At 40.1% G+C, this 22,325-nt stretch carries 24 protein-coding genes; 13 read left to right on the top strand and 11 right to left on the bottom strand.

Annotated features, from left to right (window positions below):
- Position 1 precedes the first annotated feature (1 nt).
- Positions 2 to 691 (bottom strand): N-acetylmuramate alpha-1-phosphate uridylyltransferase MurU, encoded by a 690-nt coding sequence (gene murU, locus HT99x_RS01605; RefSeq protein WP_075066476.1) that lies wholly within the window; start codon positions 689 to 691, stop codon positions 2 to 4.
- Positions 692 to 704: 13 nt separating this feature from the next.
- Positions 705 to 1,730: a phosphotransferase gene (locus HT99x_RS01600; protein ID WP_158003386.1), complete on the bottom strand. Its 1,026-nt coding sequence runs from the start codon at positions 1,728 to 1,730 to the stop codon at positions 705 to 707.
- Positions 1,731 to 1,957: 227 nt separating this feature from the next.
- On the opposite strand from HT99x_RS01600, the gene HT99x_RS01595 reads away from it, so the two are divergent.
- The 4 genes from HT99x_RS01595 to rsmA all read left to right on the top strand — a co-directional run bounded on the left by HT99x_RS01595 (position 1,958) and on the right by rsmA (position 7,644).
- A complete protein-coding gene (locus HT99x_RS01595; RefSeq protein WP_075066478.1) occupies positions 1,958 to 4,444 on the top strand; it encodes an LPS-assembly protein LptD in 2,487 nt (828 codons plus the stop codon).
- A gap of 134 nt (positions 4,445 to 4,578) precedes the next feature.
- Positions 4,579 to 5,874, top strand: a complete 1,296-nt coding sequence (locus tag HT99x_RS01590) for a peptidylprolyl isomerase (protein WP_075066479.1) — start codon at positions 4,579 to 4,581, stop codon at positions 5,872 to 5,874.
- Positions 5,861 to 6,844 (top strand): 4-hydroxythreonine-4-phosphate dehydrogenase PdxA, encoded by a 984-nt coding sequence (gene pdxA / locus HT99x_RS01585; protein ID WP_075066480.1) that lies wholly within the window; start codon positions 5,861 to 5,863, stop codon positions 6,842 to 6,844. Before HT99x_RS01590 ends, pdxA begins: the two co-directional genes overlap by 14 nt.
- Positions 6,841 to 7,644 carry a 16S rRNA (adenine(1518)-N(6)/adenine(1519)-N(6))-dimethyltransferase RsmA gene (rsmA, locus tag HT99x_RS01580; protein WP_075066481.1) on the top strand — a complete coding sequence of 268 codons (804 nt, stop codon included), beginning with the start codon at positions 6,841 to 6,843 and terminating at the stop codon, positions 7,642 to 7,644. The genes pdxA and rsmA overlap by 4 nt, the downstream gene beginning before the upstream one ends.
- Here rsmA and HT99x_RS01575 read toward each other — a convergent pair.
- The 3 genes from HT99x_RS01575 to HT99x_RS01565 all read right to left on the bottom strand — a co-directional run bounded on the left by HT99x_RS01575 (position 7,641) and on the right by HT99x_RS01565 (position 10,021).
- Positions 7,641 to 8,087: a hypothetical protein gene (locus tag HT99x_RS01575; protein WP_075066482.1), complete on the bottom strand. Its 447-nt coding sequence runs from the start codon at positions 8,085 to 8,087 to the stop codon at positions 7,641 to 7,643. The two genes, rsmA and HT99x_RS01575, sit on opposite strands and share 4 nt — an antisense overlap.
- 130 nt (positions 8,088 to 8,217) lie before the next feature.
- The gene (locus HT99x_RS01570) at positions 8,218 to 8,733 is read right to left on the bottom strand and encodes a L,D-transpeptidase family protein (RefSeq protein ID WP_075066483.1); all 516 of its coding nucleotides are present in this window, start codon (positions 8,731 to 8,733) and stop codon (positions 8,218 to 8,220) included.
- 76 nt (positions 8,734 to 8,809) lie between these two features.
- Positions 8,810 to 10,021 carry a cation:dicarboxylate symporter family transporter gene (locus tag HT99x_RS01565; RefSeq protein WP_083482891.1) on the bottom strand — a complete coding sequence of 404 codons (1,212 nt, stop codon included), beginning with the start codon at positions 10,019 to 10,021 and terminating at the stop codon, positions 8,810 to 8,812.
- 300 nt (positions 10,022 to 10,321) lie between these two features.
- Here HT99x_RS01565 and HT99x_RS01560 point away from each other — a divergent pair, with 300 nt between their 5' ends.
- Positions 10,322 to 11,944 carry an ABC-F family ATP-binding cassette domain-containing protein gene (locus HT99x_RS01560; protein WP_075066484.1) on the top strand — a complete coding sequence of 541 codons (1,623 nt, stop codon included), beginning with the start codon at positions 10,322 to 10,324 and terminating at the stop codon, positions 11,942 to 11,944.
- Between the two features lie 108 nt (positions 11,945 to 12,052).
- On the opposite strand, the gene mscL is transcribed toward HT99x_RS01560, so the two are convergent.
- Positions 12,053 to 12,436 carry a large-conductance mechanosensitive channel protein MscL gene (mscL, locus tag HT99x_RS01555; RefSeq protein ID WP_075066485.1) on the bottom strand — a complete coding sequence of 128 codons (384 nt, stop codon included), beginning with the start codon at positions 12,434 to 12,436 and terminating at the stop codon, positions 12,053 to 12,055.
- 181 nt (positions 12,437 to 12,617) lie between these two features.
- Between mscL and HT99x_RS01550 the strand changes: the two genes are divergently transcribed.
- Both HT99x_RS01550 and HT99x_RS01545 read left to right on the top strand, forming a co-directional pair.
- Positions 12,618 to 12,842, top strand: a complete 225-nt coding sequence (locus tag HT99x_RS01550) for a hypothetical protein (protein ID WP_139016602.1) — start codon at positions 12,618 to 12,620, stop codon at positions 12,840 to 12,842.
- Positions 12,843 to 12,941: 99 nt separating this feature from the next.
- On the top strand, positions 12,942 to 13,238 hold the full coding sequence (locus HT99x_RS01545; RefSeq protein WP_075066487.1) for a hypothetical protein: 297 nt from the start codon (positions 12,942 to 12,944) through the stop codon (positions 13,236 to 13,238).
- 43 nt (positions 13,239 to 13,281) lie between these two features.
- Here the strand turns inward: HT99x_RS01545 and HT99x_RS01540 are convergent, their stop codons facing one another.
- The gene (locus HT99x_RS01540; RefSeq protein WP_075066488.1) at positions 13,282 to 14,019 is read right to left on the bottom strand and encodes a LuxR C-terminal-related transcriptional regulator; all 738 of its coding nucleotides are present in this window, start codon (positions 14,017 to 14,019) and stop codon (positions 13,282 to 13,284) included.
- A 183-nt stretch (positions 14,020 to 14,202) separates the two neighbouring features.
- Between HT99x_RS01540 and HT99x_RS01535 the strand changes: the two genes are divergently transcribed.
- On the top strand, positions 14,203 to 14,733 hold the full coding sequence (locus HT99x_RS01535) for a TIGR00645 family protein (protein ID WP_075066489.1): 531 nt from the start codon (positions 14,203 to 14,205) through the stop codon (positions 14,731 to 14,733).
- 88 nt (positions 14,734 to 14,821) lie between these two features.
- Here the strand turns inward: HT99x_RS01535 and HT99x_RS01530 are convergent, their stop codons facing one another.
- The 3 genes from HT99x_RS01530 to HT99x_RS01520 all read right to left on the bottom strand — a co-directional run bounded on the left by HT99x_RS01530 (position 14,822) and on the right by HT99x_RS01520 (position 16,312).
- Positions 14,822 to 15,727 (bottom strand): bifunctional methionine sulfoxide reductase B/A protein, encoded by a 906-nt coding sequence (locus tag HT99x_RS01530; protein WP_075066490.1) that lies wholly within the window; start codon positions 15,725 to 15,727, stop codon positions 14,822 to 14,824.
- Positions 15,699 to 15,968: a thrombospondin type 3 repeat-containing protein gene (locus HT99x_RS01525; protein ID WP_139016603.1), complete on the bottom strand. Its 270-nt coding sequence runs from the start codon at positions 15,966 to 15,968 to the stop codon at positions 15,699 to 15,701. Before HT99x_RS01525 ends, HT99x_RS01530 begins: the two co-directional genes overlap by 29 nt.
- 83 nt (positions 15,969 to 16,051) lie before the next feature.
- Positions 16,052 to 16,312: a hypothetical protein gene (locus tag HT99x_RS01520; RefSeq protein WP_075066492.1), complete on the bottom strand. Its 261-nt coding sequence runs from the start codon at positions 16,310 to 16,312 to the stop codon at positions 16,052 to 16,054.
- Positions 16,313 to 16,449: 137 nt separating this feature from the next.
- On the opposite strand from HT99x_RS01520, the gene HT99x_RS01515 reads away from it, so the two are divergent.
- From HT99x_RS01515 to HT99x_RS01500, 4 genes are all read left to right on the top strand, one after another.
- Positions 16,450 to 18,123 (top strand): hypothetical protein, encoded by a 1,674-nt coding sequence (locus HT99x_RS01515; RefSeq protein WP_075066493.1) that lies wholly within the window; start codon positions 16,450 to 16,452, stop codon positions 18,121 to 18,123.
- A 71-nt stretch (positions 18,124 to 18,194) separates the two neighbouring features.
- On the top strand, positions 18,195 to 18,494 hold the full coding sequence (locus tag HT99x_RS01510; protein ID WP_075066494.1) for a BufA1 family periplasmic bufferin-type metallophore: 300 nt from the start codon (positions 18,195 to 18,197) through the stop codon (positions 18,492 to 18,494).
- Positions 18,491 to 19,057 carry a YceI family protein gene (locus HT99x_RS01505; RefSeq protein WP_075066495.1) on the top strand — a complete coding sequence of 189 codons (567 nt, stop codon included), beginning with the start codon at positions 18,491 to 18,493 and terminating at the stop codon, positions 19,055 to 19,057. Before HT99x_RS01510 ends, HT99x_RS01505 begins: the two co-directional genes overlap by 4 nt.
- Before the next feature lie 63 nt (positions 19,058 to 19,120).
- Positions 19,121 to 20,821 carry a DUF885 domain-containing protein gene (locus HT99x_RS01500; RefSeq protein ID WP_235528444.1) on the top strand — a complete coding sequence of 567 codons (1,701 nt, stop codon included), beginning with the start codon at positions 19,121 to 19,123 and terminating at the stop codon, positions 20,819 to 20,821.
- 84 nt (positions 20,822 to 20,905) lie between these two features.
- Here the strand turns inward: HT99x_RS01500 and HT99x_RS01495 are convergent, their stop codons facing one another.
- A complete protein-coding gene (locus tag HT99x_RS01495) occupies positions 20,906 to 21,142 on the bottom strand; it encodes a hypothetical protein (RefSeq protein WP_075066496.1) in 237 nt (78 codons plus the stop codon).
- Positions 21,143 to 21,318: 176 nt separating this feature from the next.
- On the opposite strand from HT99x_RS01495, the gene HT99x_RS01490 reads away from it, so the two are divergent.
- Complete coding sequence (locus HT99x_RS01490; protein WP_075066497.1) at positions 21,319 to 22,287, top strand: hypothetical protein; 969 nt, start codon at positions 21,319 to 21,321, stop codon at positions 22,285 to 22,287.
- Positions 22,288 to 22,325 lie beyond the last annotated feature (38 nt).

The following is a 22,325-nucleotide window of genomic DNA, read 5'->3' as shown; positions in this document are numbered from 1 at the left end:
ACTATGAAATTTTTTGCATAAAAGGGGTCAATGCTAAAGCATTCTCTAAGCTTTGCAAGCGTTCTATGGTTCCAACATCCGTCCAACTGCCGTTGTAATACTCTCCATAGAGCTGCTTTGCCAAAATGGCTTGATCAAGCACGACCGATAATCGAAAGATATCGCCTGGGGTATCGTTGGCAAATAATGCAGGATGCAATACGGCAATACCTGAATAAGTCAAAGTACCCCGAGTCTCACGACTTAACGCTCCATTGGCTTGAATCGCAAAATCCCCTTCTAGATGATGTAGGGGATTATCGACCAGCACCAAATGCGCATGCCCTTTTGGCTGATGCGGTAACTTTGCGAATGGATAATCTGTCCAAATATCTCCATTGACGATAGCGAAGGGTTGTGACCCTAGCAAATCTAATGCGTAACAGATGCCACCTCCTACTTCGAGTAAGGCAGGCTCATGAGAATAAGCAATGCTTACGCCCCAAGCAGCGCCATTGCCCAAATACTGCTCAATTTTTTCACCTAAATGAAATAAATTGATGACAATTTCTTTGAATCCAGCTAAAGCAAGATTTTCAATGTGGTAAACAATCAGTGGTTTATTCGCAACTGAGACCAGAGGTTTGGGGCAATGATCGGTTAATGGTCTTAATCGATTACCCCGCCCTGCCGCTAAAATCATCGCACGCATCAATAAATCATTCCTAAGCCACTTGGCTCTGTGAAGAAAGTGTATATTTAGTCAATGTTGGCATTAATATGGGTAAAACTGATTGTTTCAGCCAGCTATCGAATTCGGTTAAAAAAGAATACTGTTCGGTTATTGCTAAGACATAATCCATAATACGCGGTATATCATGCAAATAGCTTGCTTTATTATCACGAAATTTTAATCGAGAAAAAATACCCAGAACTTTCAAGTGACGTTGTAACCCAACGCAATCGAACCATTCAATAAATTGCTCCGCAGAAACATCTTTTATACGCTTTTGCTTATGTAGCATATTATAAAAATCGTGAGCCCAATGATGCACTCTGGTAAGTGGCCATGCGATATAACAATCCTTCAATAAGGAAACGAGATCGTATGTAATAGGTCCAATCATCGCATCTTGAAAATCAATAATGCCAAGATGATGATTGGGTAAGACCATAATATTACGTGAATGGTAATCTCGATGGATAACGACTTGAGGTTGTTCTGTCACAACTTGAATAAGTTGATGATAGGTATTTTCAAGTAATTGTTGTTCATTCTCTGTCGGTACAACGTTGAGTAATGTTCCTAAAAACCATTCGTCAAACAAGCTTAATTCTTGCCGAACATGAGTCGCACCAAAAGAAGGTAATCTGTAATCGGTTGGTCTTGCCATTTGCAACGGTAATAAGCTTTGCATCGCAAGGCTATAGCTCATATCAACCGTTTGTTCATTTAATGTATCTAAGAGTAAGACATCACCAAAATCAGAAAGCAGCACAAAGCCTGCCTGCTGTTGCCATGCCAGAATTTGAGGGACGCATAATCCCTGAGATTCCCAATATCGAGCAATAGCGACAAATTCATCCGTTTTTTCTTTCTCTGGAGGCGCTAACATAGCAATGTAGGTTTTATCTGCCGCTTGGATACGATAATAAGTTCGAAAACTTGCATCGCCCTTAAGTGCGGTGATTTGAAAATGCGTTGTACCCAGCGATTCGCCAATCCAGTGCTTGAAATCTGACTTTATCACTATCGTCCCCCTTTTTTTCTCACAGTATACTCTACCTTATCTGCCTGCGCGCCGCATTCAAACAAGATATGCCACTCGCTAAGATTTTCGAAATATCGCATCTTCATCACCATGCGGTATATACCTGATTGCTCACCTCGCTTACAATCTGTGCAGTTCAATCAATTGCCGAAATCGTTACATTGAAAGTCATATTTAGGTTAGTTATTATACTTTTTTCGTCTGCTGTGGCTATCGGTCATACCAAACCATCATCGCTGCCCTTTGCTGAAGAAGGCTCTGACTGGGTTGAGGCGCCGGGGAATATTAGTCTCTGCAAAGGGCATTATTTGCCTTATGAGACGCAATATGTTGCAACAGATGATTCATGGTTATTACCGGTTGAACTCTCTGCCAATGAAACGGAATTCAATTTTGATGGGACTTCTACCTTACGCGGACAAGTCACTCTCAAACAAGGTCAACGATTACTACAAGCAGATGAAATTTTTGTAGTGCGCTCTCCCAATGCCGAATGGGAAAAATTAATAGCCGATGGGCATATTCATTATACCTCTCCGGGGTTGAACATTTGGGGGCAACATGCCGAATATCTGCATGCAGAGCAACTTTTTTCCTTAGAGGGAACGTCCTATCGTTGGTATGCAAGACATGCCAGGGGGCATGCCAAACATATTACCGTGCAAAAAGATGAAATTGATCTCTATGATGCCACTTATACGACCTGCGCCCCCACGCAAAACACTTGGGAATTAAGTGCGAAAAAATTAACTTTCTTTCCTAAAACAGGTCGAGCCGTTGTTAATCATATTCGATTTGATTTGAATGAATTTCCGATTTTTTATTTCCCGTATTTTAATTATCCGATTGATAACAAACGTCATAGTGGCTTTTTATTCCCAAGTTATGGCGCAACAAGTAATTCTGGTAATGAAATAATTGTTCCTTATTACTGGAATATTGCGCCTAATTACGATGCGGTGTTCGCAGGACGTTGGCTAAGTGAGCGAGGTACGGAAGCGCAAACCAAATTACGCTATTTATTTGGTTTTGGGGAAGGAACTTTACAGTGGCACTTTTTACCTCATGATAGAAAATATAGTAATTTTAGCAAAGTAAACCGGATAAGCCCTCCAGGAGGATTACCTAACTCCGATCCGCGTATTCTTGGCTTGGATGGTAGTGATAGTCGTTATGCTGTCAATTATCGTCATACTTCTCAATTTGGGTATCACTGGCAACTTAACATGATTTTCGATCAGGTCAGTGACGATAACTATTTTGTGGATTTGGGCAATGATATTCAAACGGCTAGTACGGTCCAATTACCTCAACAAGCCAATTTATCTTATTACGGTGAGAACTGGACACATACTTTCAACATTGAGGAATATCAGGTATTACAGCCCTTATCAAAACCGATTAATGAAGAAATTTATAAACGCCAGCCACAATGGATTTTTCAAGCCGTTTATCCTGAGCAATGGTTAAACTTAACCTATAGCCTAGCCGGTGAAACCGTCAATTTTGCCCATAAACCTAATTTATTAACACGCGCCCCTGTTACTACAGGCCAGCGCTTACACTTGCGTCCAAGCTTGAGCTTACCGATAGAAGGTTCCTATTTCTTTATAACCCCACGTTATCAACTAGACTGGTTGCAATATATTCTAGATCTAGAATACGAAGCGAATCTCAAGGGATTACCGCACCATCCAAGTCGCACCATCCCACTTTACAATGTTGATAGTGGATTATTTTTCGAACGTAACTTTGTTTATCAGGAAACCCTCTTTAAACAAACGCTGGAACCACGCCTTTATTATTTGTATGTCCCCTACCGCAATCAATCTTTTTATCCTAATTTTGATACGGGTATTAACAATTTTAGCTATAGCCAACTATTTCGTGATAACCGTTTTAGTGGACATGATAGGATAAGCGATGCTAATCAAATTAGCGTGAGCTTAACTTCAAGACTCTTACCACAAGCTGGTGGTCGTGAGCTATTTCGCGGCAGTATAGGGCAGATTTTTTATTTTCAAAAAAGACGTGTTTCATTATGTGAAGAACTAGGACAAGATAATATTTGTCATTTCTTCGAAGATCAGCATGCCAATTCAGAACATTCCGATCTCATTGCCCAAGCGGAATGGAATCCAAGCGATACTTGGTCAGGCGGTGCCTTTTGGCAATTAGATGCAGAAAGTCGCAGCACAGAACAGGCTGCCTTAACGGTGCAATATCAAACCATCGATAATAAAATTATTAACATGAATTACTATTGGTTACGACACGATATTGGCCAGATTGACTTAGCAAATGGCACGCTGGGTAGTTTACGCCAAGCAGATATTTCCATATTTTGGCCCTTAAATATTCATTGGCAGGTTCTATCTCGCTGGCTGTACAACTTGGAAAAACATCAAACGATTGAAGTGTTAGGCGGCATTGAATACAGTGGTTGTTGTATTGCGGTTCAATTAATTGGATCGAGTTATCGACAATCAAATAACTCCTTCTATCCCCAAGCACATGCATCCGCTATCTTTGCACAAATTGTCTTTAAAGGTCTGAGTGCGATTGGCTTGAATAATCCCGATGGTAAACTAAAACAAAAAATCCCAGGTTATATCCCATTGCGCGAACGTCAAAATTGGATACAGACTGGAAGGGAGCAACTTTTTCCACCGAATGATATTTCCTTGTACTAGCACTTAACATCCCCCAGCTTTTAAGGGAAAATGCTCTAGAAAAAGATTTTTGTTTCAGAATGCAATTTAACTAGCTATAAGCTGTCTCAAAGAACATTTTGAGGCCCGCTTATGCAATTTTAACAAGGTTTATTATGCGCATATTGAAAGCTTTAATTGGCTGCCTGGTCGTCTCTACCTGTGTTTATGCCAAGCCACAGCCCATCGACGGCATTGCTGCTATCGTTAATGATTCCGTCATCACTCGCAGTGAGCTTCGTAATGAGCTTGAGATGGTGAAACAACAAATTCTGCACTCTGGTAACACAGCTCCAGAACATAGCATTCTTGAAAAACAAGTCCTTGAGCATTTGATTGTGAATGAAATCCAACTTCAAATGGCAAAAAAGACAGGGCTCCAAGTCGATGATAATGCCTTAGATAATGCGATATCGACGATTGCGAAACAAAATGGTTTATCGGTCACTCAATTACGTGAAGCCGTCAATTCACAGGGAATGGATTATAACCAATATCGAGACAATGTACGTCGTCAAATGACCGTTTCTCAATTACAGCAACGTGATGTTTTAAGTGGTATTCAGATCTCAGAACAAGAAATTAATCAATTTTTACAATCCCCCAATGGCTTAGGAAGCATGGTAAGTGAATATCGACTGGGTCATATTCTGCTTTCTTTACCTGAATCCCCTTCACCTGTTGAAATTGAAGCAGCTGCTCAAAAAGCACAACTGATTGTCAATAAATTACGACAAGGCGAAGATTTTGCAACACTCGCCATGGCAGAATCGCAAGGTGAAGGTGCTTTACAAGGTGGTGATTTAGGATGGCGTCGACTGCCAGAATTACCCACTTTATTTGAAAAAATTGTGCCAACTTTAAAAGCGCAAGACGTACCTGAACCTATACGTAGCAATAGCGGTATTCATATTATCAAATTGTTAGAAAAACGAACCGCTCAACAAGCGATTGCGACTATCGAAAAATTCCGTGTACGGCATATTTTGATCAAAACCAATACCGTCACATCCGATCGCGATGCTTTAGCACGTTTAAATGAGATTCGTAGTAAACTCAATAAAGGCGAAACTTTCACCCAATTAGCCAAAGCCTACTCGCAAGACTTAGCATCGGCTACTAATGGTGGTGATTTAGGTTGGATTACCAAAGATGTCCTTGTCCCAGAATTTGCAGAAGCGATGGAAAAATTAGCACTTAATGAATTAAGTGAACCTGTCAAAACGCCTTTTGGCTGGCACCTCATTGAAGTACAAGAAAAACAAGCGCATGCAAGCGATGATACGGCCTTACGGCAAAAAGCGCGTGATATGTTGCAACAACGTAAATTCGAAGAAAAACAGCAAGAATGGGTACGTCAACTTCGCGATGAAGCTTATGTGAAAATGCCGACTGATAATGTACATTCCTAGACTTGCACTCACCCCAGGTGAACCGGCAGGCATAGGGCCCGATATTTGTTTAATGTTGGCTCAAATGACCCTGCCGGCAGAAGTTGTCCTGATTGCTTCGCCTGAATTGTTACAACAACGGGCAACGCAATTAGGATTGCCGCTTGAATTAAACGAATTTGATCCTAACCAATCACCACAAGCAAATGGTCAAGGTAAACTCTCGATTGTCCCCGTTCCGCTGATAAAATCTTCGATAGCAGGGCAATTAGAGGCAGCGAATAGCCAATATGTATTAAAAACCTTAGACCGTGCCGTTGAATTGTGTCTACAAGGTCAATTAGACGCCATGGTAACGGGGCCTGTCCATAAGGCGATTATTTCCCAAAGCGGATTCTCATTCTCAGGTCATACGGAATATCTACGTGATCTTGTGGGCGTTAAAGACGTTTTAATGACTTTTTATACGCCTGCCTTTATCCTTGGCATGGCAACAACCCATTTGCCGCTTAGCACAGTCAGCAACGTGCTAACCCAGGATCGTCTCAATAGTGCTTTGTATTTGCTGCATGAGGGCTTAGATAAGTTTTTTGCTAAAAAGCAGCCTTGCATTCATGTTCTGGGACTAAACCCACATGCAGGCGAAGAAGGAACCATTGGCACCGAAGAAGTGCAAATGATTACCCCCCTCATCAAAAGATGGCAACAAAAAGGTTTTAATGTTAAAGGACCCTTAAGTGCTGACACCGCTTTTGTTGAAAAGCATCGCCTTCATGTTGATGCTATTTTAGCAATGTACCATGATCAAGGACTTGCACCGTTAAAAGCACTTTATTTTGGTGAGATTGTGAATGTCACCTTTGGTTTACCTTTTTTACGTACCTCGGTGGATCATGGCACTGCTTTACCTCTTGCAGGAACAGGTCTTGCCGAGCCTGAGAGTCTCTTACACGCTATTCAATTAGCCGCTAATCAAGTTGGAAAATCATGACTGAATCTCACCAGCCTCGCAAACGTTTTGGCCAACATTTTTTAGTCGACAATCATGCGATTAAAAAAATCATTCACGCACTCCACCCCCAACAAATGGATAATCTTGTTGAAATTGGCGCCGGCACTGGTGCATTAACGAACCATATTGTAGAACAAGTAGAACATTTACATATTGTCGAAATCGATAACGATCTCGTTATACGTTTAAAAGGAATGTATCCGCCCTCTAAAGTGAGCATTCATCATCAAGACGCACTGACGTTTGATTTTGGTGATCTTTTTCATCCCAATGCCCCTTTACGCGTGTTCGGTAATTTACCTTATAATATTTCAACACCCTTACTTTTTCATTTGCTGCAATATGCTACTAAAATTCATGACATGCTTTTTATGCTACAAAAAGAAGTGATTGTGCGGATGTGTGCCAAACCCGGCACCTCTGATTACGGTCGTTTAAGTATTATGATCCAATATGCTTGCCAAACACAGATGTTGTTTGATATTCCACCACAAGCATTTGCTCCACCTCCCAAAGTGATGTCAAGCCTTATTATCTTAAAACCTTATGGTGATAAGCGCCCTCATCCTCTGGCGAATCACTATGAAACCTTTGCGCATATCGTTAACGTTGCCTTCCAGCACCGTCGTAAAACCCTTAAGAATGCTTTGCAAACTTGTGTATCTGCAGAAGTATTTGAGAAAGTGGGCATCGATGCCATACGACGCCCTGAGACGTTGAGTGTCAGTGAATATGTGATGCTAAGTAATGCGATAGAACGCCCCTTTTTGGATACTTAATACTTATTAATAGTACCTTGTTGCAGGCCAGGGGTTCGCATGGGTGCTGGCAAAGGTTTGTCACCATTTACAAATTGATTGGCGAGCATCCGTTCTTCTTCTGAGGCATTTTGATTATTTATAATAAGCCCTAACCAATTTTTACTGACCCCTTCATTTCCTTGTTCACATTCAATGCCAGCCATATGCACTGCGGCAACATAATTACCCGATACAGCAAGCGATCGCATTCCTACCACAATACAATTTTTGAGAAAATCAGGATCTTCTGCACCTGGGCGTTCTTTGCATTTATCAACATAATCGCTCACTTGTTTAGCAAGAATCGATGATTCTGGGGGGTATTTGGGAAATTTTGCGAGCACCGACTTACAATCTTCTGTCTGTGCCTTCAAGGTCAAAGGAAGCGCAAGTAACAAAAAAGCTGTGCATAAATATCGCATATTGACGACCTTCAAATAAAATACTGTCATCAAAGTATAATCTATCGCAAACTGATTATTGTGACAGGTCGCCTCCCGCCTACGGCGATATTTTTACTTTCCCGCCTACGCTTAAAAGCTACGGCGTGGTTCACGGCGATATTTTTACTTTAGTCCCCACATCCACAAGGCGATAAATTTCATCCATTTCTTCATTGGTTACTGCGATGCAACCCAATGTCCAGTCTTTCAAAACATGCCATTTACCCGCTCGGTAAAACTCTCCTAAGCCATGGATCATAATATTACTTCCTGGATTTTGACCAAGGCGTTTTGCTCGTTGCCAATCTTGCGGAGTCGGGTAAGATAATTTGAGAGAACGATAAAACTGACTTTGAGGATTTTTATAGGTAATGCTGTAAACCCCTTCTGGCGTTTTACCATCGCCTTCCATTAATTTGGGCCCCTGCGGTGAAAAACCTAATGCAATTCTATAACTTTTTGATTTGTTATTATCAAAAAATAAGGTCATACGACGCTTTTGTTTTTCGATATGAATCAAATCAATTTTAGGTTGGGGAAGTGAGCGAAGATCGTTAATCTTTGCTATACAGCTGCAAGCAAAGAAATAGCTCAATGCGACGATGAGAAGCAAACTGCGCTTCATATACTTTCCTTGTCATTCTGAGGATCATGCAATGCATTGCATTGCATGATCTAATGTCCATTAAGATAAATTTAGATTAAGCGTTCGTCAACTTAAAATCATATAATCTTGAAAAAGCAATCGGGAAGAAACCATTTCCGGTGACATTGGTTGCAGTACCAAATGGGTCAAATAACATATAAATAGCGGTAATTAACCCAACCATTTCACTCGTAAAATGAAAATACGTTTCCAATAATGGCCCTACTACAATAATCGCACCACCAGGCACCGCGGCAACGGCAAATTTAGCTAAGGCATAAATAAGCCCAAATTCAAAAAATTCATAGAATGTGGGTAATGCATGACCAAATGCTAACAATGTCGTTAAGGACAAGATGGTAATTCCAATAGCACTACCGATTGTATGCGTATTAATTGTCGCAGGAATGACCATTTCTGCAATCGCAGGTTCTGGCAGATTTTTTTCCGTACAAAGAATTAAAATCGGCATCGTTGCAGCACTGGATAAAGTACTAAATCCAGTAATCGTCGCAGGTAAAATATTCTTAACATAATCGATGAAAGTTTTAATTGAACATTTAGCAGCAAGGAAATACAAAATTAAGAGATAACAAATCTGCGTGCCAACCACAACGAAAAACACCGGGCCATAAGTGCGTAAGGCTTTCGCTAATAGCGCCTCATGTTCTAGTTTAAAAACAAACCCCAAGATAAATAAGGGTAATAGCGGAATAAACACTTTTTTCAAGAAAGTATTAGCCCAAAAATTCAGTTTTTTTGCTACCTTTTCTGCTATCGCAATTTTGCGAAATGAAAATAAAATACCCAGAATAAAGCCTGCTATCAGAGCATATTGGTTGGGGATCCAATTTTTAAGTTGCAATGTCCATAATGGTGCCAATAATGCTTGTGCATCTGCTGGCGCATGCGCTTGAATCGCAAGTTTAGGTAAAGCAATCGATCCGACCGCAAAACCCGTAAAAATCGCTGTGCAGTTTGAAATAAAAATCATGGCAATCAGAGCTAAAATAAACTTAAAAACACCTGATTTAAGATTCATAATCGCAGAAAAAACAAAACTAAAAATAATAAAGGGCAAGATAAAGAGCAATATTGCCTTCATCGATAAACTAAGAGAATACAAAAAGGCCTTGACTTGGGGCGAAACGTATTTACCTAAAAAGAGCGGTAATATTAAGATGGCGAATAAGAGTAACGGTAAGCCCATTTTTTTGCAAAACTGCATTAACTTGCTTGGCATGGGTGAAGTTTCGGGATTGGCCATTCTATCTGCCTCTTAACGAAATTATTAAGCCGGCTATTATACGAGAATGCCGACCAAAATGAAGTATAACGATACAAAAAATATGTTTGTCAACCAAGCTAATGTATAAGTGACATTAATAGTGAGCGATTGCTGACATCAATTTGCTCGTTTAATTGATATAGTTATTCAACTAAAGACAACCATATTGAAGAGCATTCATTCCATTCTAGAGGCTGTGTGCAATGCCATCACACCAACCTGTGTTATTATGCTGTTCGCAAGCCTCAGGCCTTCTATTTCAAAATAAAAGAGCAGAAAATGATCTCATTAAATGAACTCTCCCTTCACTATGGCGACAAATTATTATTTGACGACGTCAATTTGTTACTGACTTCGGGTAAACGATATGCCATTGTTGGCGCCAATGGAACGGGTAAAAGTAGCCTACTACGCCTCATCATGGGGCAAGAAACCCCAAGCCTTGGCGACATTTTAATGCCAAAAGGGGTGACCATTGGCTGGGTGAAGCAAGATCATTTTCGCTATGAAGATCAACGCGTATTAGATGTTGTTATTCAAGGTAAAAAAGCCCTTTGGCAAGCCATGGAAGAAAAAGAAGTCCTCTTGAATGGCGAGTGGACAGATAGCGCTGCCAATAAGCTTACTTATTTGGAAGAAACCATTGCCCACTATGATGGCTATATGGCTGAAAGTATGGCTCACACTTTATTAGAAGGTGTGGGGATCCCTCTCTCTTTTCATGAAAAGCCCTTAAGTTTACTTTCAGGGGGCTTTAAAATCCGCGTTCTACTGGCACAAGCTTTATTTGAACAACCTGATATTTTGCTGCTAGATGAACCAACCAACCACTTAGATATTATGACCATTTTGTGGTTGGAGCAGTACTTAATCAACGAATATAAAGGTTTATTAGTTTTTGTCTCTCACGATATTAAATTTCTTAATAGCGTCTCGACACATATCCTGGATATCGACTATGGCGAGATCCGCGAATATCCGGGAAGCTATGATAATTTCTTAATTAAAAAGAAAGAAATTATGGATCAAAAACTAAAAGAAACCAAAAATGTTGAAGATAAAATTGCTACCATGCAACGCTTTGTTGAACGTTTCAAAGCGAAAGCTTCTAAAGCACGGCAAGCTAATTCAAGAATGAAAATGATCGACCGGATTGAAATTCCCGATATTAAGCAATCCTCAAGGGTCAGTCCCGGATTTGATTTTCAATGTAAGCGCCCTTCAGGCAAACAAGTGATTAGCGTCAGCGGCATTTCCAAAAAATTTGGTGAACGAACTGTTTTAGATGATATTAACATTAAAATTAACCGTCATGAAAAAGTGGCGATTATCGGTCATAATGGGATTGGTAAATCAACACTGCTAAAAATTATGTTAGGCTTACTGGCACCTGATAGTGGTAACGTTGAATGGGGGTATGAAACTCAAACAGCGTATTTTGCGCAAGATCATCATGAAGCATTAAAAGAAGATACTTCTATCCTTGAATGGTTAAGTCATGAAGTACCAACAGAATCTCCTGCAAAAATCCGTCATATCTTAGGCCAAGTGCTATTCACTAAAGATGATGTTGAAAAAAACATTCTTAGTATCAGTGGTGGAGAGGCGGCGAGATTGCTCATTGGTAATATCATGCTAACCAAACCCAATGTCCTCATCATGGACGAACCCACTAACCATTTAGATGTCGAAAGTATTGAAGCCTTTTCCAAAGCCTTACAAAATTATTCTGGTACTTTGCTACTTGTTAGCCATGATAGACATTTTGTTTCTAAAGTAGCGACTCGTGTTATCGCTTTAACCGAAGAAGGCATCAAAGATTTCCATGGTTCATATCAAGAATATCTAAAATATTATAAAGAAGATTATTTAAGTCGTGCGTTTTTAAAGGGTTCTAAATAACCAATAAGCATTCTGGTATTTTTTTCGTCATTGCGAGTGTAGCAACGCAATCTATGGATTGCTTCGTCGTGACACTCTCGCAATGACGATAACGTCACACAAAAAAATTTATAAATCAACACGTGAATCATGTTTTAAGATATCGCGAATTTCTGTTAGCAACTCAATTTCAGGTGGTATGGGAGCTGCAACTTCTTCTTTCTTTTGTAACCGATTAATCAGCTTAATAACAATAAAAATACAAAAAGCAATGAGAGTAAAATCAATAATGGACTGTAAAAAAACTCCCCATTTAACAACAGCGTGGCCCATTGTGAATGTTTTACCAGAAACATCAACACCACCCAACACTAACCCAATCAATGGCATGATGATACCATCAACTAAAGCAGAAATAATTTTACCAAATGCAGCACCTATCACAACTGCAACGGCCAAATCCATCACATTGCCACGCATAGCAAATGCTTTAAATTCTTTTAAAAAACTCATCACCACTTTCCTTTGTGCAATTAGCTTATTTAAAAGAAATAGCGTACCCCTCCCTAACAAGCAACCTTATCAGATAAGGTCCTGTATAAATAATCTCTGGTTCGCTCAAGGTTGTAAAATATATACCGACACACACCAAAGAGGGATTTATCAAGGACACTATCGCTATAAAGGATTTGCCATGAATAAAGGTTTAAGGAAAAGCCTCACACTGATTGGGCTGCTATTACTAGGTGGCTGTTGCCGGCCTGAAGTCATTTCCCCGCGACTACAAAAAGATCCCGGCGGTTATTATTACTATGGCTGCTGCCATTATGGCATTTACAATAACCCTAATTACGATAGAGGCGGTCCATGCAATAGAGGCTGCTATCATAGCGATTGCTCCCCTTCTGTTTGGCGATAAACATTGCTCAAGATGCTGCATGCAAATATACCCATAGCAGCATCTTGAAGTGCTCTAGGGATAGGTATAATCTTTTATCATTCGTTTAGGAGATAAAAGATGATAACTCTATCGCAGCAAGAAACAGAACGTGTTAGCGGTGGCATGGTGAGCTTTGGTGGCATCAGTTCAACCAAAGTACTCATCTTGGTAACCGATGATTCAACGTTTACAGTACCTGGGTTATTAAATGGACAACAAATTAATGCCACCTTTTCTGCGAATAATGTAAGCGATGTTAATGGCGTTTCTCTTACGACCGATTTGAGCCTTCCTTTTTCTCATAATGGCCATCTATTCCAAGCGGAGCCGATCAATGGCGGGCATATTTATACTATTTATTTTAATCAAGGATAGAACTTGCCTGCAAAATTTTCTTTTAAGGCAAGTGCTAAAATAATTAGGGAATATGATATTCAACTATTTTTGCCTGTTGTCCTTTAGTAACGAGTTCCCATTTGTTATCACACGCTAACTTTTGTTTAATCCGCGCAATATAATTTGCAACCGTCGGCAAGGCTAAATTAAGTTCTTGACCGATTTCTGCCAGCATATAGCCCTTAATAAGCAAGGTATAGCATTCCTTTTCTCTTTTAGAAAGCATTTCAAATGTTGGATCGGAAATGGCTTGTAGCCATTGCTGATTACTTTGAGGTGAGTGTACAGGCATCTGATTTGCAGTATAAGCAAATCGTCTGGCATCAGCTTTTTCAATTAAATGATGCGCTTCTCGACGGAAATAGGCGATAAATTTCTTTAATAAGTTTTGATGATTTAAATAAAAATCTAATATCATCGGATTATCAGGAGTCGAAGCAAACTCAATCACTTCGGTTTTGTTGTGATGATGTTTGATCCATAAAATACCATGATCGGCTCCGTTTTCTTGAACAAGATGTTTATGTTCTGAAGATAATATTTTATCCCAAGTATGCCAACCATCTGTTAGTTGACACCCGACTAAAGGAAAGGTCTTCTCTAATGCGCTATAGAAATATTCCGGATGCGTTGAGAGCGAAAACGCACTATCTGCATAGTTAACACCATAAGAGAAATAAGTCAGATTGGCCATTTTTTGTAACGGCGCAATCAATTGCTGGAGGGACGTCTTCGCATCAAAGAACCTATCAAACTGCATACTTGCTCACCCAGGTGTTATTTAACCAAATAAAAATATCAAAGTTCGAACAAAGATTCAATATCCTACTCCCTAGTCGGTGCCGTTGGCGACCATCATGCTCTTTTGGAAGACAGATGGTTACTTTAGTGCTTATACAGCATAAAATATTGGTCAATAAAACTAACCCAGGAGTGACATTGAATGAAAAAGAAAAACCTTGAATACTACTTAGAACAAGGTTTATTCCAGAGCCGCTGGATTATGGCGCCGATGTATGTCGGCCTTGTTGGTGCTTTGGTAGTGCTGTTCATTAGCTTCATGCAGGAATTATTTCATTTTTTCATCTCAATCCCCACACTAACGCAAACCGATGTGGTTTTAGGTGTACTATCACTTATTGACCTCTCCTTGGCAGGAAACTTAATGTTGATTGTTATTTTTTCTGGATACGAGAATTTTGTTTCCAAAATGGATACCGATGATCATGAAGATCAACCGGAATGGAAGGGAAGCGTTGATTTTTCGGCCCTCAAACTAAAACTGATTGCCTCCATTGTCGCCATATCCGGGATCCATTTACTTAAAGTATTTATGGATGTCGATAAAGTTTCCCCAACCCAAGTACAATGGATGGTTATTATTCATGTGGTTTTTGTGATCTCTGGTGTTTTACTCGCGGTGATGGATAGAATCGCCATTGCAACGAAAGAAATCAAAGGAAAGCTGCAATAGTTAACCTTTAACAGATGATTCTCAGAAGAGATAGGGCGGATATCTTTCGGCTGAAACCTTCTGAGAATTTAGCTCACCGGTAAAGACTTTATTTTGTCACTGATTTTGAAAATAAGGGGTCATAACGATGACAATAAGGTTGTTTCCCCGTTTTCTGATAATAATCTTGATGATAGCGCTCTGCTGGCCAAAATGGACTCACAGGCTTCAATGTCGTCGCAACCAAATAATCCATCGCTTGTAGTTCTTTGATGACGTTTTCTGCTACCTGCTTTTGATCATCATCATAATAAAAAGCAACACTTAAATATTGCTCACCTAAATCTGGACCTTGTCCATCCTTTTGCGAAAAATCATGGATTTCAAAAAAGAATTGACACAGTTGCTGATAAGAAAGTCGGTTTGGATCGTATAAAACCCGTATAGCTTCAACATGCCCTGTTGTGCCTTGGCAAATTTCTTCGTAAGTCGGCTGTTTGAGATGGCCGCCACTGTAACCGACTTCTGTCTTTAACACGCCAGGTAAGCGCTTAAAATAATATTCAACGCCCCAAAAACAACCACAAGCAAAAATCGCTTCTGCTGAATCAGTCACAACTTCATCTGCAACAAAATCTAAGCTGAGAGAGTTAACGCAGTGACGAAGATTTTGCTTCGTCAAACCTTCTCCTAAAAATACATGCCCTAAATGGGCATTGCAGCGAGCACAGAGAATTTCCGTTCGTTTGCCATCGGCATCTTTTAAGCGTGAAACTGCATTGGGCAGTTCATTATCAAAGCTTGGCCAACCACATCCTGAATGAAATTTATGTTCAGCACGAAAAAGTGCTAACCCACATAATCGGCAAAGATAGGTTCCTTTTTCATCAACATCATTATATTCACCCGTAAAAGGATACTCTGTTCCTTTATTTTTAACCACAGCGAGCACAACCTCCGGCAAGCTTGCCGCTTTAAAGCGCTGTTTATTTTCGATATTGTTGTTTGTCGACATTATCTGGGATCCCATCGTTGTCATCATCTTTATCCTGATAATTAGGAATACCATCATTATCATTATCACGTTGACTTGGGTGCACCCACTCACCTGGCGTTTTGGCAGGCCCTGGATCATTCCAACGCTCTGCATCTTTTGTAAAACGTGGCTGATAAGGCACTATCACATCTCGTGCTAGCAAAGTATTCGCATAAAACGTGCCGAAGAGCATGATGATTACCGGCAGAATTGGTTTCATTTTGCCACCCTGGTACCCATTATAAGGGGGTTTGCCCTTATAGACAGCCCCATCATGCAATAAGTTCTGCTTTTCGCGTTAAATTAAGAGAATATCGTCCACGCACTGGATGAAAAATATCCAAGTCCTGCGGCATAGGGTGCAAGCACCAGCGATACACCAACCCCAGCATAAGGATTGGCAAACAATCCATAAGCCATGGCAAACGTAATTGCACCTGTGATGAGAGAAAATGAAACGCCATCTCGTATTGCATGCTGTTGTAGGGTATTGAAAGTCGTGCTGTCAATGCAGCTTATCCCTGCACTAATGATTATAACTTCTGATTGAGTTAACTCTCGCATTATGTACTCCTTTGCGTCATGAGCGGTCCTTTTTTACGTGATGCAATGCCTTGTGTCAAGTATCAGCGCATATACGCTTTCTCTGTTGACAGACTATGATATTCTCAAAAGATAATGGGTACTGTGGGGGCAGCAATATGGGGCTCTTTAGTCATGTTAACCGTGGGATTGACCTCAATTTACTGTGTAAAACGACGGGATGGCATAATAATTGTGGTTTAAACTGTTTAACCCATTTTCTCTACGAAAAACTACACAGCGGTGAATTACAACGGCATTTTTCCAAAAACCCAGAATACATTGCCTTATTAGAAACTTTTCAATCTTATTATCAATTATCAGAACGTCCTACCTGGAATGAAGTCTATCAAATACTGGCAACCTATTCTAATGCAACAGATCGCGAAGCTATTCTCTCTCCCGTACTCAGACAGCATTTAGGTAAAATTTTACCCCAACATAGCGAGATGGTTTGGAACACCGATGCAGCAGGCGCTATTTCTGAATATCTTACGACAGGTGAAGTCAATGATATTGCCGCACCCTTGATTCAAGCAAATCGAGTATTTGTTGATAGCCTCAAAGCAACTTTCGAAAATCGTTTACAGAATCTAGCAACCACTCTCGCAACTGAAGAAGAAAAAGCCACTGCGGCCGTTAGACTTGCGAATGCTAAACCACCCCGCGCCATCAATGATGAAAGCGTACAAGAATATGTAGAATTTCAACGACGAAATGCCTTGGAAGATCAATTACGAGAAGAAGCAAAAGACTATTGGCTACATGAAGGTATGCAGCGTTATGCGGATTATATTGCGACGCTGGATAACTCCGTGATGGTCTCTGCTGATCAGCTTGGTCTTTTAGGTCAATCTCTCAATATTGGTATCGAGATTTATACCCCCTCTTCTATCTCTGCGGCTGAAAATAATCCTCACATCGCAGCAGCCACCCATGGTGCACAAAATTTACCTGAAGGTGATTTTAGATGGCAACTAAAAGTTTATAATGCCGGTGTACATTGGGAATATGAAGAACCCTCTCATTCTCTTACCCAAAAAAATCAGCATAATCAAAGCTACCCTGATGAATTTTCTTCAGATTCGGAACTCGGTATCTTTAAAACTTATGGTGGCACAGAAGATAACCAAGAAGAATTAGTACCTGCTTATGTACGAAGTCAATGGGAACTATTAAAATCCACCTCGAATGTTCCAATACAATCAGCTGGAGAAACTCCATCACAATTACGTTCCGATATGGCTTCACAAATCAATTTAACTTTACCCACACAACCCCATCCCACTACGTCTTCTGCCGATTATTTTCATCACCGTACTAACCTCAATACGCTGAATGCAACAGAAAGTCCTTCAGAAAACACGCAATCTAGTCGATTTAAGCCCCTAACCATGCTACGACGGTTTATTAACCATACTCGTTCTGCTCGTTTTGAGCGTCGTTATCAACAACTCCAACATCAAGCTAATCTGGGGATGGAACAACTCCTTCATAAATTACAAAATGCGATTCATAAAGGAACTATCAATGATACTGAAAAACAAGTTATCTTTGAATTTTATTACAATCTATTGGAAGATGAGTTTAAGAAAGGAGCAACAAAATCACTCAATCAACGCCGTGTTGAATCCGCTATAAAAGAAATCAAACGAAAGGATGTTTTTTCTCTTTCTCGTAATGTACTAGAAATCGGTCATAGTACCTATGATCAACGTCATGCTCGCAAAAGAACGCCTGAAGAAAGTCATGACCCCGATCCCCGCCCTACCAAAAAAAGGCGCTTGTTTTAAAAAGCCTTTTGCGCCACTCACCATTCGATAGTACACTTACAATTTGAATATTCTATGGAATGGTAAGCAAGATGAAAAACAAAGATGCATGGATGAAAACATCAATCAGTTCTGCTTTAGCTTTAGTCTGCACTCTCTCTTCTTCGGCCTATTCTGCTACCTCAACTCAAGAAACTGAAAAATGCTATGGGATTGTGAAAGCAGGTCTCAATGACTGCCAAACAGCACAAGCCGCTTGCGCCGGTTCTTCTACGGCGGACAACCAGAGCGATGCTTTTTTGCTGCTACCCAAAGGGGCTTGTGAAAAAATTGTTGGTGCTAGTCTGAAACCCATCACCTCATCTCAAAAAGGGTCAGAGGGCAAAAAATGAAAGCAAAACTTTTAATCAATACGATTCTTTTGTGCGCAGGGTTCAATACGACACTCCATGCTCAATCTTATACTTTAGATCCTTTACACAGTTATGTTGCTTGGCAAATCAGTCATTTTGATTTTTCGAACCCCAGCGGTAAATGGTTTGCAACCGGTACGCTCAATTATGATCCTAACAATCTTGCTGCCAGCAAAGTCAATGCTACCCTCAAATTAGCCGATGGGGTAACAGGGATCCCTGATCTAGATAAACATTTAAAAGGCAAATTGTTCTTTAATGTTGAACAGTTTCCTAATGCTACTTTTGTGAGTGATAAAATTGAGATCGCCGACAAACAAATCAAGAAAGTGCACGGACAATTAACACTTCATGGTGTCACCAAACCTATCACACTCTTGGTTAAGCTCAATAAAATAGGTAATAATCCCATCTCTGATAAACCATCGATTGGCTTTAGTGCAACTACCCAATTAAAGCGTTCAGATTTTGGAATCACCACCATGTTACCTGGAATTGGTGATGACGTTAATTTATCAATTGAAATTGAAGCCAGTGCTTAGTGAGAACTAATTATTATGTTGTACAGATTGATTGCTTTACTATTACTACAATGGAGCCTTATTTTGAGCGCATTTGCAATGACACCCACGGCTTATCAAGAAGAAGTTTCTCAATTAGCTACCCGCTATGAGCAAGCCTATTTTAAACATTATCCAGAAATGGGGATGTTTTGGGGTCGTGCCGATGTTGCGCAAGATAAGTTCACGGATCACTCTTTAAATGCTTTACTCACATGGCAAAAAACCGAAGATGAGTTTTTGAAGGCATTAAATGCTATTCCCGTTAAACCTTTAGAAGGAAGCGCTGCATTTATTACTTATCAATTACTCAAACAGTCATTGGAAAATAATAAAGCAGCTCGAGTATGTAAAGATGAATTATGGGATGTTAATCCATTACATGGCTGGCATAATATTTTAACCATGATTGCTGAAAAGCAGCCCGTTGGAACGCCAGAAAATCGGCAAAATGCTCTCAAACGCTGGCAAGGCGTTGAACAGATCGTTAATGATGAAATCACTAATCTGAAAATAGGGTTACAACAAGGCTATATTGCCCCCAAGCCTGCAGTCACTCGCGTTTTGCGGCAATTAGCTATCCTTTTAGATACTCCCGTCGAAAAATCCCCTTTCTTTGATTTTGCCTTACGAGATGGCGATGCGCATTTTAAAAGTGAAATGATGAAGGTCATTCATCATCAGATTTATCCTGCCATGAAACGCTATGCCGATTTTTTAGAAAAAGACTATTTATCTAAAGCGCGTACCGATATTGCGGTTTCCGCTTTACCTGGCAATATCGCTTGTTATCAAAGCAAAATTCAAAAAGAAACGACACTGACCATTTCACCTCAAGCCATTTATGATTTTGGGCTTGAGCATATGGAACAATTAAAAAAAGAAGTTGCCACCATCGGTCAACGTGAATTTGGTACTTCTGATATAGCCACTATCTTTCGTCTAGCAAAAGAAGATCCTCGAAATCGGTTTAATACCGAAGATGAAATACTCGCTTACAATCAAGCTGCTCTCAAAAAAGCTTATGATAAAGCAGGCATGTGGTTTGATTTGGTACCAAAATCCGCAGCAACGTTGAAACCTTATCCCTTACATCGTGCGATAACGGGTGCAGCAGGTGAATATCACCCTCCCAGTGAAGATGGGCAACGACCCGGGATCTTTTACATCAATACCTATGAACCTCATAAAAAATGCCGCCTTGATCATGAAGCGACTTTATTTCATGAATTAATCCCAGGGCATCATTTTCAAGTGGCGCTTTCCATAGAAGATAGTAGCCATCATAGCCTTGATAAATTTTTATGGAATGCTGGATTTGGGGAAGGTTGGGCTTTATATACGGAACGTTTGGCAGATGAAATGGGACTTTATCAAGACGATATGTCTCGGCTTGGTATGCTATCCAACGAGGCCTTACGGACTGCCCGCTTAGTGGTAGATCCAGGTATTCATGCTATGAACTGGACCCGAGAACAAGCCATTGACTATCTGAAGCAACACACGGCTTTAGAAGAGCATATTATTGAAGCCGAAGTTGATCGCTACATTATGCTCCCCGGACAAGCAACGTCCTACATGTTAGGTAAACGCGAAATTGAATCGCTGCGCACCTTGGCTAAAAAGCAATTAGGTAAACGCTTTGATATTCGCGAATATCATAATCAAGTACTCAAGCAAGGCGCTGTTACGCTACCCATGTTGCAAGCCCAAATCAAAGGGTGGTTAGCAGCATACCAAAACTAATTCAGCCAAGGCGCAGGAATTTCGAGCAGCGTAGAAATTCCTGCAACACGGGATCAATGCAAAAGGACATTTTTGAAGCCGCTTCTAATGGATTGGGACACAATAAAGCTTCCCATCAACATTCCCTTGGTAACTACAAGATCCATTGATAGAGTCTCCTTTTTCATTAACAAAAGAGCAAATATCACCTGAGCCCTTGTCTGAGCATGCCTCAAGCGCTGCCGGCGGTAATGGGTTACGATTATCAGCGCTCGCAACAAAACCCCACCATCCCGTAGCCAATAATAAAGTAACAATGCTAACTTTTGATAACTTTTTCATCATAATCCTTTATTGATATAAAACCTAAGTAATTTCATATCATACTTATAAAAATTTCGTCGCCTAACTTCTATCATTTAGCCATTTAATCCCACCATTCATCGGGTTTTTCTTCCTTCCGAGACAGAACGACGTAAAATGCACTGCATCAAAGTTAAACAACTAGGGGATAAAATATGTTAGGTCAAATTTGGGGTCAAATTAAACAAGGCGCGGCTTCAGCTGCTTCTAGCATGGGTATTACACAATCTTTTGTTAAACCAGAATTAGTCAAATTAACGGTTAAATCCAAAGATCAACTCAAAACATTCAAAGAACAATTGGCTAAAATTGACAGCCTCAAAGCAATGCCTGAATTAAAAATTACATTATCCGATTTGAGAAAAACGGCTAAAAAAATATTAGCAGAAGCAAGTTCAGCCGAAAATTTAGATGCTATCGCTAACATTATTGCTAATCATGTCAATGACTTTGCTAGCATTGAAGAAGCAAAAGAAAAACTCCCTAAAATGAAATCTGTCAAAGCATTAATGACCTTCGTTGATAAGCTGATTGACATTGAGAATTACGAAAAGCTCAGTGAGCTGTTAACTCAACTGCAAGATTTCAACGAATTAAAAAAACCTGAGCAAATTGCGCTGCTAAAAGCACTCGATGACAAAGAATTAATCAACAGCATTGAAGCTGAAAATAAAGATCTGAAAGTTGATAAGATTCAGAAAAGAGTAAAAACGATGGCGCAAGCTGTTTGTAAAGAGTTAACACTTTCTAAGAAAGAAAGCGATACATTAATCAAACTCTTTGATGAACTTTGTCAAAAGCACTTAGAGGATTTAAATCAAAGCCGTCAAGCGCTCGTTGAACACTTACCTGGCTTTCTGACAAGAGAGACAGCACGCCTTCGTAAAGAGCACCCTGAATTAGCCGTTGCAGAAAAGCCTGCGAAGAAAGTGCTGACTAAATTTAAGAAAGAAGCAGACTCTGCGAAAACTTCACCTAAAGAGAAAGTTAAAGCGGAGCCAAAAGAGACTAAATCGGACACTAAAGGCAAAGCTAAGGTGGTGGTTAAAGAAGAACCCGCTGATAGTGATGATGAAACACCGGTTATTCTAAGCTCTACTCGCAATAAGGGTAAAAAGCGCTAAATCGTTACTTAGCCTTATGTTCGAACACGGTGGCTACT

The organism is Candidatus Berkiella aquae, assembly GCF_001431295.2.
GTDB classification, from domain to species: domain Bacteria; phylum Pseudomonadota; class Gammaproteobacteria; order Berkiellales; family Berkiellaceae; genus Berkiella; species Berkiella aquae.
This window is presented reverse-complemented; position numbering and strand designations above follow the sequence as displayed.

Coding starts and splice junctions, on each gene's coding strand:
- murU (WP_075066476.1), bottom strand. CDS start 691: ATGCGTGCGATGATTTTAGCGGCAGGGCGGGGTAATCGATTAAGACCA.
- HT99x_RS01590 (WP_075066479.1), top strand. CDS start 4,579: ATGCGCATATTGAAAGCTTTAATTGGCTGCCTGGTCGTCTCTACCTGT.
- pdxA (WP_075066480.1), top strand. CDS start 5,861: ATGTACATTCCTAGACTTGCACTCACCCCAGGTGAACCGGCAGGCATA.
- rsmA (WP_075066481.1), top strand. CDS start 6,841: ATGACTGAATCTCACCAGCCTCGCAAACGTTTTGGCCAACATTTTTTA.
- HT99x_RS01575 (WP_075066482.1), bottom strand. CDS start 8,087: ATGCGATATTTATGCACAGCTTTTTTGTTACTTGCGCTTCCTTTGACC.
- HT99x_RS01570 (WP_075066483.1), bottom strand. CDS start 8,733: ATGAAGCGCAGTTTGCTTCTCATCGTCGCATTGAGCTATTTCTTTGCT.
- HT99x_RS01565 (WP_083482891.1), bottom strand. CDS start 10,021: ATGGCCAATCCCGAAACTTCACCCATGCCAAGCAAGTTAATGCAGTTT.
- HT99x_RS01560 (WP_075066484.1), top strand. CDS start 10,322: ATGATCTCATTAAATGAACTCTCCCTTCACTATGGCGACAAATTATTA.
- mscL (WP_075066485.1), bottom strand. CDS start 12,436: ATGAGTTTTTTAAAAGAATTTAAAGCATTTGCTATGCGTGGCAATGTG.
- HT99x_RS01550 (WP_139016602.1), top strand. CDS start 12,618: ATGAATAAAGGTTTAAGGAAAAGCCTCACACTGATTGGGCTGCTATTA.
- HT99x_RS01545 (WP_075066487.1), top strand. CDS start 12,942: ATGATAACTCTATCGCAGCAAGAAACAGAACGTGTTAGCGGTGGCATG.
- HT99x_RS01540 (WP_075066488.1), bottom strand. CDS start 14,019: ATGCAGTTTGATAGGTTCTTTGATGCGAAGACGTCCCTCCAGCAATTG.
- HT99x_RS01535 (WP_075066489.1), top strand. CDS start 14,203: ATGAAAAAGAAAAACCTTGAATACTACTTAGAACAAGGTTTATTCCAG.
- HT99x_RS01530 (WP_075066490.1), bottom strand. CDS start 15,727: ATGTCGACAAACAACAATATCGAAAATAAACAGCGCTTTAAAGCGGCA.
- HT99x_RS01525 (WP_139016603.1), bottom strand. CDS start 15,968: ATGAAACCAATTCTGCCGGTAATCATCATGCTCTTCGGCACGTTTTAT.
- HT99x_RS01520 (WP_075066492.1), bottom strand. CDS start 16,312: ATGCGAGAGTTAACTCAATCAGAAGTTATAATCATTAGTGCAGGGATA.
- HT99x_RS01515 (WP_075066493.1), top strand. CDS start 16,450: ATGGGGCTCTTTAGTCATGTTAACCGTGGGATTGACCTCAATTTACTG.
- HT99x_RS01510 (WP_075066494.1), top strand. CDS start 18,195: ATGAAAAACAAAGATGCATGGATGAAAACATCAATCAGTTCTGCTTTA.
- HT99x_RS01505 (WP_075066495.1), top strand. CDS start 18,491: ATGAAAGCAAAACTTTTAATCAATACGATTCTTTTGTGCGCAGGGTTC.
- HT99x_RS01495 (WP_075066496.1), bottom strand. CDS start 21,142: ATGAAAAAGTTATCAAAAGTTAGCATTGTTACTTTATTATTGGCTACG.
- HT99x_RS01490 (WP_075066497.1), top strand. CDS start 21,319: ATGTTAGGTCAAATTTGGGGTCAAATTAAACAAGGCGCGGCTTCAGCT.